At 71.8% G+C, this 12,763-nt stretch carries 14 protein-coding genes; 6 read left to right on the top strand and 8 right to left on the bottom strand.

Annotated features, from left to right (window positions below):
- Nucleotides 1–3: 3 nt before the first annotated feature.
- The 4 genes from MET9862_RS08140 to MET9862_RS08125 form a co-directional block, all read right to left on the bottom strand.
- Nucleotides 4–570, bottom strand: a complete 567-nt coding sequence (locus tag MET9862_RS08140) for an RNA polymerase sigma factor (protein WP_142582561.1) — start codon at nt 568–570, stop codon at nt 4–6.
- A 184-nt stretch (nt 571–754) separates the two neighbouring features.
- Nucleotides 755–1,537 (bottom strand): creatininase family protein, encoded by a 783-nt coding sequence (locus MET9862_RS08135; protein WP_142582532.1) that lies wholly within the window; start codon nt 1,535–1,537, stop codon nt 755–757.
- Nucleotides 1,538–1,648: 111 nt separating this feature from the next.
- A complete protein-coding gene (locus MET9862_RS08130; protein ID WP_142582531.1) occupies nt 1,649–2,128 on the bottom strand; it encodes a protein phosphatase CheZ in 480 nt (159 codons plus the stop codon).
- Between the two features lie 226 nt (nt 2,129–2,354).
- Nucleotides 2,355–2,738, bottom strand: a complete 384-nt coding sequence (locus tag MET9862_RS08125; protein ID WP_142582530.1) for a response regulator — start codon at nt 2,736–2,738, stop codon at nt 2,355–2,357.
- Between the two features lie 304 nt (nt 2,739–3,042).
- Between MET9862_RS08125 and ribF the strand changes: the two genes are divergently transcribed.
- Nucleotides 3,043–4,035: a riboflavin biosynthesis protein RibF gene (gene ribF, locus MET9862_RS08120; RefSeq protein ID WP_142582529.1), complete on the top strand. Its 993-nt coding sequence runs from the start codon at nt 3,043–3,045 to the stop codon at nt 4,033–4,035.
- Nucleotides 4,036–4,110: 75 nt separating this feature from the next.
- The gene (locus tag MET9862_RS08115; RefSeq protein WP_142582528.1) at nt 4,111–4,329 is read left to right on the top strand and encodes a DUF2093 domain-containing protein; all 219 of its coding nucleotides are present in this window, start codon (nt 4,111–4,113) and stop codon (nt 4,327–4,329) included.
- Nucleotides 4,330–4,409: 80 nt separating this feature from the next.
- Here MET9862_RS08115 and MET9862_RS08110 read toward each other — a convergent pair whose 3' ends face one another.
- Together MET9862_RS08110 and MET9862_RS08105 are read right to left on the bottom strand one after the other, a co-directional pair.
- Nucleotides 4,410–5,435 carry an extracellular solute-binding protein gene (locus MET9862_RS08110; RefSeq protein WP_142582527.1) on the bottom strand — a complete coding sequence of 342 codons (1,026 nt, stop codon included), beginning with the start codon at nt 5,433–5,435 and terminating at the stop codon, nt 4,410–4,412.
- Between the two features lie 117 nt (nt 5,436–5,552).
- Nucleotides 5,553–6,590, bottom strand: coding sequence for an ABC transporter ATP-binding protein (locus tag MET9862_RS08105; protein WP_142582526.1), 1,038 nt, complete (start codon nt 6,588–6,590; stop codon nt 5,553–5,555).
- 117 nt (nt 6,591–6,707) lie between these two features.
- On the opposite strand from MET9862_RS08105, the gene MET9862_RS08100 reads away from it, so the two are divergent.
- From MET9862_RS08100 to MET9862_RS08090, 3 genes are all read left to right on the top strand, one after another.
- Nucleotides 6,708–7,886 (top strand): MFS transporter, encoded by a 1,179-nt coding sequence (locus MET9862_RS08100; RefSeq protein ID WP_185156792.1) that lies wholly within the window; start codon nt 6,708–6,710, stop codon nt 7,884–7,886.
- 71 nt (nt 7,887–7,957) lie between these two features.
- A complete protein-coding gene (locus MET9862_RS08095; protein ID WP_142582525.1) occupies nt 7,958–10,138 on the top strand; it encodes a primosomal protein N' in 2,181 nt (726 codons plus the stop codon).
- A gap of 40 nt (nt 10,139–10,178) precedes the next feature.
- A complete protein-coding gene (locus MET9862_RS08090) occupies nt 10,179–10,538 on the top strand; it encodes a SpoIIAA family protein (protein ID WP_142582524.1) in 360 nt (119 codons plus the stop codon).
- Between the two features lie 120 nt (nt 10,539–10,658).
- Here the strand turns inward: MET9862_RS08090 and MET9862_RS08085 are convergent, their stop codons facing one another.
- Together MET9862_RS08085 and MET9862_RS08080 are read right to left on the bottom strand one after the other, a co-directional pair.
- Complete coding sequence (locus tag MET9862_RS08085) at nt 10,659–11,054, bottom strand: hypothetical protein (RefSeq protein ID WP_142582523.1); 396 nt, start codon at nt 11,052–11,054, stop codon at nt 10,659–10,661.
- Between the two features lie 240 nt (nt 11,055–11,294).
- The gene (locus MET9862_RS08080) at nt 11,295–12,161 is read right to left on the bottom strand and encodes a LysR family transcriptional regulator (RefSeq protein ID WP_142582522.1); all 867 of its coding nucleotides are present in this window, start codon (nt 12,159–12,161) and stop codon (nt 11,295–11,297) included.
- A gap of 106 nt (nt 12,162–12,267) precedes the next feature.
- Between MET9862_RS08080 and MET9862_RS08075 the strand changes: the two genes are divergently transcribed.
- Entirely contained in the window at nt 12,268–12,657 is a 390-nt protein-coding gene (locus tag MET9862_RS08075; RefSeq protein ID WP_142582521.1) for a tautomerase family protein, read from the top strand.
- Nucleotides 12,658–12,763: the final 106 nt, after the last annotated feature.

The raw sequence follows: 12,763 nt of genomic DNA, 5'->3' as shown, positions 1-12,763 counted from the left end.
CGCTCACGCCCTCCCGTCCGGACCGCCGGCGAGGCTCGCCCGCAGAGCCTTGATCGCCCGGTGCAGGTTCACCTTCAGGGCGACCTTGCTGCGGCCGGTCGCGGCCGAGACCTCGTCGAGGGAGCGTTCGCGCAGCGCCAGCTCCTCGACCGCCTGGCGTTGGCCGGCGGGCAGGGCTGCGACGGCGCGGGCGAGCTCCGCCGCGCGCTCGCGCGCCTCAAGGCCCTGGCCCGGTGGGGGCCGGTCGTCGATCTCGGCCTCGTAGGCCACGGGATCGTGCACTTCCCGGGGCCGGCGCCCGGCCCGGCGGAGCGCGTCGATCGCCCGACGCTGCGCGATGGCGCGCAGCCAGGGGAGGAAGGGCCGCGCTGGATCGTAGCTCGCCCGGGCCCGGTGCAGAGTGATCAAAGTGTCCTGGACCGCGTCGTCCACCGCCTCGCCGCGCAGGCCCTGGGCCCGCACGCTCGCGGCGATCACTGGCAGGCAGTCGCGCAGCAGCGCGCCGTAGGCCGTGCCGTCGCCGCCCTGCGCGGCCCGCATCGCGGCCGCGAGCTTCTCCTCGAGCGCCATCGCCGCTCCGCCGCGTCCCTGGGCGGAGGATTCTAACGCCTTGGAGCGGATGGGGAAGTGCGGGGCTGGGGCGAGGGTGAGGAGCATGGCGATTCGCGGGTGCCAGCGCGGCGCGCGCCGCACGCCTGACCCTTCGCCGGCGATCCCGAAGGGTTACGCGGGCTCCATCTGCGCGGGCTCGACCTCAGCCGTCGAGGCGGAAACGGGCGACGTCCGCGAGCAGGGCGACGAAGGCCCGCGCACCGTGGTCGAGAGCGGCCCGCCCGGCGTCCGCCGTGCCGAGCCGCGCGTCGCCGAGGGCGCCGGCCGGGTTGAGGTCCTGCGTCTTCCAAGCGAAGGCCGCCGGACGGCCGGCGCGGAGATGGGTGAATTCCTGGCGCATCCGCCGCGCCCGGTTGGGAAAATCGGCGACTTGCGCCGTGCGCACGAGGTCGGGCCGAAGTGCCAGCATCAGCGCGGTCTCGATGCCACCGGCATGGATGCCGTCCGCGATCTCGTCGGCCGGGAACAGGCCCTGCGGATAGCCGAAGCGGGCCCAGGCGGTCGTCACCGCGACCATCCCGAACCGTCCGCGCAACTCTCCCGCCACCAGGTCGATCAGCGCGCTGTTGCCCCCGTGCGACGAGACGATGACGAGACGCCGGCAGCCCGCGCGATGGATCGAGGTCCCGATCTCGGTCCAGGCCCTCAGGGCGGTCTCGGCGGTGAGCGTGAGGGTGCCGGGGAAGGCGTCGTGCTCGTCCGACTTGCCGACCGCCTGGACCGGCAGGATCAGCGCGTCGAGATCGTCCGGGACCAGGGCGGCGACGCGGGCGAGATAGCCCTCGGCGATCACCGTGTCGGTGGCGAGCGGCAGGTGCGGCCCGTGCTGCTCCACGGCCGCGACCGGCAGCACGGCGACGGCGGACGCCATGTCGCGGGCGCGGATCTCCTCGGTGGTCAGGTCGGACCAGGGGCGCGCCGGCATGCTCGGACCCGTGTGGCTGGCGCGGTCGCCCGCGCGGGGCCCACCTCCTAGAGCCGATCCCGACCGCGTTGCAATCGGGATCGGTCGCGCGTCCTCGGTCCGTGCGCGCGTTCAGGCGAAGAGCGCGTCGATGTCGTCCTGGGCCACGGCCGGCCCGTTCGGCTGGGGGCCGTTGAGGAGCAGGCGCTCGGCCCGCTCCCGGCGCTCCGCCTCGGCGGGGTCGATGCCGCCCTCGTCGCGGGCGCGCACGGCGCTGGCGAAGCGGGCAAGCCTGAGTTCGAAGTTGCGCAGCGCCTCGACGACCTTCCCGATGCGCTGGCCGGTGATGTCTTGGAAGGCGCACGCCTCGAAGATCGTGTAGATCTGCGCCTCGACATTGGCGCGGTACTCCGCATCGTCGGGCAGGGCCAGCATCGCCTCGGCCGCCTCCATGATCGTGTTGGTGGCGCCGGCCGTCGCCTGGAGCACGTTGCCGAGCTCCTCGTGCGCCATCGGAATGCGGTCGCGCGTCATCTCGTTGGCGCGCAGAGCCGCGATCTCGGTGCGCATGTGGCTGATGTAGTCGGCAATCTCCATCAGCTCCGCGATCATGGATTGCGGGCACCGCATCTCGGCTTTGCCCGTGGGTTGCGTGGAGGCGTATCCCATCGTCGTGTCCTCGAAACCCAAGCGTCCGGCCCGCACTCTCGACACGTGCGCCTGGTCTGGCAGGCGCACCTCCGGTGCCGGTTCGGTGCGTGTTCGGTTGGCCGACCCGGTTGCACCGGCGAGGCCACCCTCTCCCCGGAATCCGGCGCTGCTCCGTCAGGAGCCCGGATCAGGCGCCGCAGACGGCCTCGATCTTGGACTTCAGCGTCGCCGCGTTGAAGGGCTTGACGATGTAGTTGTTCACGCCGGCCTTCTTGGCGGCGATGACGTTCTCGGTCTTCGATTCGGCGGTGACCATGATGAACGGCGTCGTGCGCAGCCCCTCGTCGGCGCGGACGTGGCGCAGCAGCTCGTAGCCCGTCATCGGCTCCATGTTCCAGTCGGAGATGACGAGGCCGTATTTGCGGTTCTTCAGCTTGGCCAGCGCCGCCGTGCCGTCCGAGGCGTCGTCGACCTCTTCGAAGCCGAGCTGCTTCAGCAGGTTGCGGATGATGCGGACCATCGTCTGGTAGTCGTCGACGACGAGGATCGGCATATTGAGGTCGAGGGCCATGGACGTAAAGACTCCGTGTATTCCGTTTGGGATTGGCCGTGAGGAGCGGCCGTCTCCCGTGCGATCCCATTGCGGTGAAGCGCCAATGCCCGACGGCGCCTCCTGTGCGCGAAAATAGGCTTGGCCGGATTGCGAACCGGTTAACCTGGGGCAGGAGCCGCGAAACCTGCGCAGCGTCTCCCGCAGGGCCGGCACGCGCCGCCGCACGCTTGACCCTGCCCCCGGTTTTCGACAGGGTCCGCGCCGGTCCGGGGCGCTCTCAGTCGCGCCCGTTCTCCCGCACGAGTGATCCGCAAAGCGAACGATGGCGTCAGGCGACGAGACGGCCGGGCGGCCTTTCACGATCTGCCGCGCGGACGAGGCGCTGCCGCCGGGGCTCCGGGGTGGAATCGCCGCGATCGGCAATTTCGACGGCGTCCATCGCGGTCATCGCGTCCTCGCCGAGGCCGTGCGGCACGAGGCGGGAGAGCGGCCGGCCCTTGTCCTCACCTTCGAGCCGCATCCGCGCGCCTTCTTCGCGCCGGACCTGCCGATGTTCCGACTCACCGGGCCGCGGGCGAAGGAGATCGTGTTCGCCCGTCTCGGCGGCGAGGGGCTCCTCGATGGGCTCGTGGTGCGCCGCTTCGACGCCGCGCTCGCCGGCACCGGCGCGCGCGCCTTCGTGGAGGGGCTACTCCGGTCGGATCTCGGCCTCGCCGGGGTGGTAATCGGCCACGATTTCCATTTCGGGCGGCGCCGGGAGGGGACGCCCGCGGTGCTGGCCGATCTCTGCCGCGAGATGGGCCTTTCCTGTCGCATCGTGGAGCCGGTAACCCTCGAGGCCGGGTCCGGGCCGATCTCCTCCTCGGGGATCCGGCGGGCGCTCTCGGAGGGCGCGATGGACCGCGCCAACGCGCTTCTCGGCTACCGCTGGTTCGTGTTGAGCAGCGTCCGCCACGGCGACAAGCGCGGGCGCACCCTCGGCTATCCCACCGCAAACCTGGCGCTCGCCGATTGCGACCTCGCCCACGGCATCTACGCGGTGCGGGTGCGCCTGCCCGACGGCGCCATGCGGGACGGGGTGGCGAGCTACGGCCGCCGCCCGACCTTCGACGACGGCGCGCCGCTCCTCGAGGTCAACCTGTTCGATTTCGCGGGCGACCTCTACGGGCAGGAGATCGCGGTCGAGTTCGTCGCCCATATCCGCGGCGAGGAGCGCTTCGCCAGCGCCGAGGCCCTGGTCGCCCGCATGGATATCGACGCGGCGGAATCCCGGCGCCTGCTCGCCGCCGACCGCACGCCCTCCATGCTGGGCTGAGCGGGCGGATCGGCCGCGCGCTTTCCTCCGCGCCGGAATGGTTTATGGAGGAGAGCGATCGAGCGAGGATGCGGGATGCTGGGCCGGTACGAGCGGGGGACCAACGGCGAGGCGGTCGTCGAGTACGGCGACGGCACCATGCGGGTGATCAAGCCCGGGTCCTTCGTGCGCTGCGCCGTGACCGGCGAGGCCATTCCCCTCGACGCCCTGCGCTACTGGAGCGCGGTGCGCCAGGAAGCCTACGCCTCCCCCGAGGCAGTGATGCAGCGCCTGAAGCAGACCGGGCGCCCCTGACCGCACGCGCCTGACTGGAATCCCGAAGGGGCCGAGTCCCTTCGGCAGGGAGCCGCGGCGAGGCCCTGACTCCCGGGCGATCAGTTGTCGAAGCCGACCTTGTCCACGAGCAGGCTCGCCGCCTTGCGGTTGCGGGCGATCTCGGCGAGCGGCGTCGGGTCGATGGTGAGCGGACCCATGGCGGTGAGCAGTGGGTCGACCGTGGCGCCGGCCTTGACCGGATACTCGTAGTTCATTTGCGCGTAGAGCCCCTGCGCCTCGTCGGAGACGAGGTATTCGAGGAGTTTCACCGCCTCGTCGCGGTTGGGCGCGTGCTTGGCCACCACCGCGCCCGAGACATTGACGTGGGTGCCGCCGCCCTCGAAGGCCGGTAGGACCACCGTGATGGCCTCACCCCACTTCACCTGCTCCGGGCCGCCCTTCCCCGAGCGCATCAGGCCGACATAATAGGAATTGCCCAGGCCCAGCTCGCAGCTCTCGGCAAGGATGTCGCGGGCCACGTCGCGGTCGCCGCCAGCGGGCTTGCGGGCGAGGTTCGCCTTCACGCCCTTGAGCCAAGCTTCCGCCTTCTCCGGCCCGTGCTTGACGAGGTAATGGGCGATCAGCGCCGTGTTGTAGGGGTGCTGACCCGCGCGCAGGCAGAGCTTGCCCTTCCATTTCGGGTCGGACAGGTCCTCGTAGGCGAGGCTTTTCAAGCTAGCGAGGTCCCGCGCATCGGCATAGGCGACTCGAGCGCGGGTCGACAGCGAGAACCAACGGCCCTCCGGATCGCGCAAGGGGGCCGGCACCGCGCTCTCCAGGGCGGCGGACTTCACCGGCTGAGCGAGCTCGCGGTCGACCAGCTCGATCAGGTTGCCGATGTCCACCGTCATCAGCACGTCGGCCTTGGCGCGCTCGCCCTCCGCGGCCACGCGCTCGGCCAAGCCCTTCTCCACGAAGACCGTGTTGACCGTGACCCCGGTCTTCGCGGTGTAGGCGTCGAGGATCGGCCGGATCAGGCCGGGCTCGCGGGTGGTGTAGAGGTTCACCTCCGCCGCCTCTGCGGCTCCCGCGGCCAGCACCGCGAGGGCGGCGAGGGCGGCATGGTTCGCGGATCGGTTCGGCATCGGTCTCTCCCCTTGGGTGGGGGAGCTTGAGCGGCCTCGGCGATACGAAATCAAGCTCTAAGTTTTTGATTTGAAACAGTTAAAAACTGAAAGACAGTGTCCTCGGCGGATCCGATTTTAATCCCCCCGATCGACGAAAATAAAGACGGCCTCGCGGTCGAGGCTGAGGCCCAGCGTCGAGCCGGGTCCGTAAGGCGCGTCCGGCGGCACGGGCAGGCGCAAGGGGGCCGGGATGCCCTCCACCACAAGGTCCAGACGCAACCAGGCGCCGAGATAGCTCCGGCGCAGCACGCGCGCCGGCACGCCGTCCGCGGCGAGGCTCAGAGCCTCGGGGCGAAAGGCGGCGCGGACGGGGGCGCCCTCGGAGAATCCCGGCACCGCGAAGGGCCCGAACGGCGTGTCGAGGACGCCGGCCCGGGCCGGGCCCGTCAGTTCCACCAGATGGCCGAGGAAGCGTGCCGCGAAGGGAGTCTCGGGCCGCCGGTAGAGATCCTCCCCGGTGCCCGTCTGCACGATGCGCCCGGCCCGCATCAGGGCGATCCGGTCGCAGACCTCGAGTGCCTCCTCTGGATCGTGGGTGACGAGGAGGGCGGTGGCGCCGGATTCCCGCAGCACCGCGAGGGTATCGGCCCGGACCCGGTCGCGGGTCCGCCGATCGAGGTTGGAGAAGGGCTCGTCGAGGAGGAGCAGCCGAGGCCTCGGCGCCAGCGCCCGGGCGAGGGCCACCCGCTGCGCCTCGCCGCCGGAGAGGGTATCGGGGTAGCGCCCAGCGCGGGGGCCGAGCCCGACCTGCGCGAGCCGCCCCTCGGCGATCGCCTCGGCCTCCCGGCGCGGCCGGCCGGAGAGGCCGAAGCGCACGTTCTCGGCGACCGTCAGGTGCGGGAACAGGGCATAGTCCTGGAACATCATGCCGATGCCGCGCGCCTCCGGCGGCACGCTCGCGCCGACCGGCCGCCCGTCGAGGCACAATACCCCCCGGTCCGGCGCCTCCAGGCCGGCCACGATCCGCAGGAGCGTGCTCTTGCCGCAGCCGGAATCGCCGAGAAGCCCGACGATCTCGCCCGGAGCCACCGCGAGGGACACGTCGTCGAGGGCGCGCACGGCACCGAAGCGGCAGCCGATGCCGGCGAGTTCGAGGCGGGGTGTCTCAGGCATGGATGAGGGAGGGATCTCGGCCGCGTGCTCCGCAGGACAGGCGCGTTCCTGAACGAACGCCCCGGCTGGCGCAATCCGGTGCTAGGGTGCCGGCCGGGAGAGGGCCGGGGAGGCGAGGTGGCGGCATCGCAGGGTTTCGCCCGCTTCCTCGCCCTGTTCGGGGGGCTCTACGGAGCCTATGGCTGCCTCTCGCCACTTCTGCCGAACGTGATGGCCGCCCGCGGCCTCGGCCCGGCCGAGATTGGCACCGTTCTGGGCACGGCGACGCTTGTGCGTCTCGCGGCCGGGCCGCTCGCCGGCCGCTACGCCGACGCGCACCGGGCCGCCCGCGCCGTGCTGGCGCTCGCTGCCGTTGGGGCGGGGCTCGCCGCCCTGGCGCACGGGCCGGTCGTGGGGTTCTGGCCGGTCCTCATGGTCGGCCTCGTCTATGCGATGGCGACCGCGCCGCTGGCGCCGCTGGCCGACGCGTTGGCGCTGGCCGCGGCGCGCGGGGGCGCCGCCTTCGCCTATGGCCACGTGCGGGGAGCGGGTTCGGCCGCCTTCATCGCGGCCTCGGCCGCGACCGGATGGCTGGTCGAGGCCGCCGGCCTCGGCGCGGCCCTCGTCGCCGGTGGCGTCCTCTTCCTCGCGACAGGCGCCCTGGCCCGCGCCGTGCCGCAGGCGAATGGCCCTCGGGACGGCTCTGCGGAAGATGCGGCAGGAGACGTCTCGGCGGAGGCACGCGGCCCGGACGGCTGGCGGCTGCTCCTGGCCAACGCTCCCTTCCGCCGCACGGTGCTCGTGGCCGCCCTGGTGATCGGTGCGCACGCGCTGCACGAGGCCTTCGCGATGATCCTGTGGCTGGGCGCCGGGATCGGAGCAGGCGCGGCCGGCCTGCTCTGGGCGGAATCCGTCGCTGCCGAGGTGCTGGTCTTCCTCCTGCTCGGGCCGCCCACCTTGCGCCGGATCGGCCCGGCCTACGCCCTGGCGCTGGCCGCGGGCGCGGGCGCCCTGCGCTGGGCGGTGATGGCGCAGACGGTGGCGATCCCCTGGCTCATGGCCGCGCAGGCGCTGCACGGCTTCAGCTTCGCGCTCCTGCACCTGGCCTGCCTCGGGCTGATCGAGGGCACCGTGCCGGGGACCCTCCGCGCCACGGCGCTCGCGCTCTACGGCAGCGTCGGGCTCGGGTTGGCCGGCGCCCTGGTGACGCTGGCGGCCGGGCCGCTCTTCGGGGCCTTCGGCGCCCGCGCCTTCTGGGGAATGGCACTCCTCAGCCTGTGCGCCCTGCCGCTCGCCCTGTCCCTGCGGCCGCGCTGACCGCGCGGGGCAGCCTATGGTACGGACCCGGAACGGGCCCCGCGCCCGGTGTCTGTCCCTGCCGGGGTTCCATGCCGGACGTCGCCGAGATCCTGATCCCGCTCGCCCTCGACACGGCCTACAGCTACGTCGTGCCCGAGGGGCTGGCGCTCGCCGAGGGCGACGTGGTGCAAGTGCCGCTCGGCCCCCGTGAGACGGTGGGCGTGGTCTGGGGGCTGTCGCACAGTCCCGGCGGCTCGAACCTGCGCCCGGTGACGGGCCGTGTCGCCGTGGCGCCGCTCACCGAGCCCCTGCGCCGGCTGGTCGACTGGATCGCCCGCTACACCCTCGCTCCGAAGGGATCGGCGCTGGCCCTGGTGCTGCGCCTGCCCGACGAGGCCGCCGCCCGCGAGACGGCGCGGGTCGCTGTGCGAGTCTCCGGCAAGCCGCCCGCCCGCCGCACGCCCGCCCGGGACAAGGTTCTGGAGACGGCGGCCGACGGGGCGCTCCACGGCAAGAGCGCGCTCGCCAAGCTCGCCGGCGTCTCGCTCAGCGTCGTGGACGGGCTGATCGACGACGGCGCTCTGGAGGCGGTGGCGGTCGAGCCCGAGCCGGTGGCGCCCGTGCCCGACCCGGACCATCCGCGGGTGCCGCTGTCGGAGGCGCAGGAGGCGGCGGCCCTGGCCCTCGTACAGCCGGCCGCGACCGCCCCGCTCGACGCACCGCATGCGGGGGCCGTCCTCCTTGAGGGCGTCACCGGTTCCGGCAAGACCGAGGTCTATTTCGAGGCTGTGGCCCATTGCGTCCGCGCCGGGCGCCAGGCCCTGATCCTGATGCCCGAGATCGCGCTCACCGCGCAGTTCCTCGACCGCTTCGCCGCCCGGTTCGGGGTGCGGCCGGCCGCCTGGCATTCCGGCATCGGGGGCAAGCGGCGCGAGCGCCTGCGCGCGGCGGTGGCAGCCGGCGAGGCTCGGGTCGTGGTCGGTGCCCGCTCCGCCCTGTTCCTGCCCTTCCGGAACCTCGGCCTCATCGTGGTCGATGAGGAGCACGAGGCCGCCTACAAGCAGGAGGACGGCGTCCACTATCACGCCCGCGACATGGCCGTGGTGCGCGGCCGCCTCGAAGGCTGTCCCGTGGTGCTCGCCTCCGCCACGCCCTCGATCGAGACCCGCGTCAATGCCGAGCGCGGCCGCTACCGCCACGTGCGCCTGCCCGAACGGTTCGGCGGACGGCGCCTGCCCGACATTCAGGCGATCGACATGCGCCTCGACGGGCCGGAGCGCGGCCGGTTCCTGAGCCCGCCGCTGATCAATGCCATCAAGGCCAATCTCGCGGCCGGCGAGCAGGCGCTGCTGTTCCTCAACCGCCGCGGCTATGCCCCGTTGACGCTCTGCCGGGCCTGCGGCCACCGCTACCGCTGCCGCAACTGCTCGACTTGGCTGGTGGAGCACCGCTTCCGCCGGGCGCTCGTCTGCCACCAGTGCGGCTATGCCGAGCCGCGCCCGCAGGCCTGCACCGAGTGCGGCACCTTCGACAACCTCACCGCCTGCGGCCCCGGCGTCGAGCGCATCGCCGAGGAGGTGGCCGAGCTGTTCCCCGACCGGCGCGTCATCGTGCTGTCGAGCGACTTCCCCGGTGGGGCCGAGCGGCTGCGCATGGAGCTGGAGGCCGTGGCGGCGGGCGAATGCGACATCGTGGTCGGCACACAACTGGTGGCCAAGGGCCACAATTTCCCGCACCTCACGCTGGTCGGCGTGCTCGACGCCGATATCGGCCTCACCTCGGGCGATCCGCGCGCGGCCGAGCGCACCTTCCAGCTCCTGCAGCAGGTGACGGGCCGCGCGGGCCGCGGCGAGCGGCCGGGCCGGGCCCTGGTCCAGACCTACCAGCCGACGCATCCGGTGATCGCGGCGCTGCTCTCGGGGGATGCCGAGCGCTTCTACGCCGAGGAGGTGATGGCGCGCGAGGCCGCTGGCCTGCCGCCCTTCGGGCGCCTCGCGGCCCTCGTCGTCTCGGCCGCGGAGCGCGAGGCGGCCGAGGCCCATGGCCAGGCGCTTGCGCGCGCCGCGGAGCCGCCGCCCGGCGTGATGGTGCTGGGCCCCGCCGAGGCGCCGCTCGCCCTGGTGCGTGGCCGCTACCGCTTCCGCCTGCTCGTGAAGACCGAGCGCAACATCGACCTGCAGGGCTACCTGCGCCACTGGCTGGCGCGCGCCCCGAAGCCCCGCGGGAGCCTGCGCGTCGCCGTCGATGTCGACCCGCAGAGCTTTTTGTAGGAGAGTGATCCCGGCAAACCGCCCCCGAGGAGCGTGATCAGTGCTCAGCTACGCCAAGAAGCCGGATTCCAACGTCGCCGAGATCGTGGTCGACGGGAAGATCACCGACGCCGAGATGGACGCGGCGATGACCGCGATGAAGGCCGACCTCGACAAGGGCGGCAAGCTCAAGCTCTTGGAGGATATCCGCGCCTTCGAGGGCATGGAGCCGGCGGCCTTCTTCAAGGACCCCCGCTTCGGCCTCTCGATGATGAAGAGCGTGAGCCACGTGGCGCTCGTCACCGACGCGCCCTGGCTCAAGGCGCTGGCCGAGACCTTCAACTTCGTCTCGCCCGCCCAGATCCGCGTCTTCGAGCGTGCCCGCATCGAGGAGGCGCGCTCCTGGCTCGCGGGAGCCTGAGACCCTTCCGGGTGTCGAGAGGGATCATCCCTCTCGCGGGTCCAGGGCAGAGCTCTGGGACTTCACGCCGGGGCGCCGTCCCGGCACCCCGCCGAAGGGACTTTTCCCTTCGGGATCTCCTTACTCCGCCTGGGCGGTGCGGGTGTTCGAGCGCCGCGCCGTCCAGCGCCCCGAGCAGAGGGCCGAGACTTTCCAAGTGCCGGAGCCGGTCTGGGCCTGGAGCCGACCCGAGGCGGTGCCGCTGGCGCTGCCGTTCGAGACGGTGAGGCCGACCGTGCCGTCGGCGCCGACGCGCCCGCTCATCCGCGCATTCGAATCCGTCGCGGAGGCGAGGCGCATCTGCCCCTCGGCGATGAAGACCGCGTAGTTGTAGCGGCTGTCGCAGATCCCGCTCTCGGTGACGAGTTCCACCCGCCAGGTCCCGTTGAAGTCGCCCGCCTGCGCTGGACCGGCCGGCAGCAGGATCGGGAGCGCGAGGCCGGCGGCGAGGGTGAGAGCGGTGATGGTCGACGTCATGAAGCCCCCAAGGCGCGAACAGTCTGGCTCGCCGCGAGGACAAGCGCGGCGGATGTCATTGTGAGACCCTTCGGGTCGATCGGCAGATGATGCGTTCAGGTAGATCTGCGAAGCGGCGAGATTATGACGCCGTAGTCTTGGATCCGAATGAAGCTGTGCCGTTCGGAAGCGTATCCGTAGAGTATCGTACAAGAGAGGTGACAGAGGGGAGCTGTACGGAACCTGAATCCGGCCCTCCGCTCAAGCGGGCTCGGCCGAGCGGAAGGTCGCACCCACCAGCCGCAGGACGGCCTCGGTGCGCGGCTCGTGAGGGCGGGCATGCAGTACCACCTCCGCGAGCGGCAGTGCGGGCAGGCCGAAGGCGGCGCCGACCTCGACCGCGCCGGTGGGTGCGACCCGGCGGGCGAGCGCCGCGATGCCGAGCCCGGCGCTGACCGCGGCGGCCACCGCCAACACGCCGCCGCCCACGAACACCTCCGTCCAGGGCAGACCGGCAGCGTCGAGGAGGCGGGCGGCGGTCTCGCGCACGCCGCAGGGCTCGGCCATGGTCGCGAGCCGCAAGGGTTCGCCCGTACGGTGACGGAAGCCGGGCGCCGCGAACCAGCCGAAGACCTCGCGGGCGAGCAGGCGCCCATCCTCGCGCCCGTCCTCGTTGCGGACGATCACGGCGTCGAAGCGGCCACGGTCATAGGCAGCGATCAGCTCCTGGGAGCGCGCCACCCGGACCTCGATGACGAGAGCTGGGTCCTGCGCGGCGATGCGGCCAATCAGGACAGGCAGTTCCGGCCCGGCGACATGGTCGCTGATGCCGAGGACGAGCCGGCGTGGGACGGTGGGCTCGACCTGCTGCCAAGCCCGCTCCTGCGCGAGCAGGAGGTCCCGCGCGGCCGGCAGGAAGGCCTCGCCCCGAGCCGAGAGACGGACTTGCCGGGGCGTGCGCTCGATGAGGCGGTGGCCGAGCCGATCCTCCAGGCGCTTCAGGCGCAGGCTGACCGCCGCCTGCGAGGTGCCGAGCGCCTCCGCGGCGCGGGTGAAGCTCGCGAGGTCGGCCACCAGGACGAAGGCCTGGATCGCATCGGCATCGAGGGTCCGGGACGACCCAATCATAACGAGCGCTCATTGCTGAAATATCAGACAATATCTTTGCATAATGATGGGCACACAGCAAAGTCCTGCTGCTTCCGGTGCGGAGCGTCGAACGGAGGACCCGCCCATGCCCCTGACCCGTATTTCCATTCTGAAAGGCAAGCCGCCGGCCTACCGGACGGCGCTGATGGCAGGCGTCTACGCCGCCATGCGTGAGACCTTCGCGGTGCCTGAGGACGACCGCTTCATGACGGTGCAGGAGCACGATCCCGCCGACTTCCTGTACGGGGCCGGCTATCTCGGCATCGCCCGCAGCGACGACCTTGCACTCATTCAGATCACGTGCACCGGCAGCCGGGACCTTGCGACGAAGCAGGCCCTCTATCGCGCGATCGTCGCGCATCTCGGACGGGACCCGGGCCTGCGTCCGGGGGACGTCTTTATCAACCTCGTCGAGGTGAAGGCGGAGAACTGGTCATTCGGTCATGGTCGGGCACAATACGCCGAACCGGCTTGAGCCAGGACGCGCGTTTCATCCAGCATGTTTCGGAAACGATGCCTTTCGATCGTTTCTATTTTCTGCGCTCTGGGCAGAAGGCATTCTGAGCCTGCCGAGACCGAGC

Source organism: Methylobacterium symbioticum (assembly GCF_902141845.1).
Classification (GTDB): Bacteria; Pseudomonadota; Alphaproteobacteria; order Rhizobiales; family Beijerinckiaceae; genus Methylobacterium; species Methylobacterium symbioticum.
The sequence above is the reverse complement of the archived record's forward strand: the minus strand, read 5'-3'. Positions and strand labels throughout refer to the sequence as shown.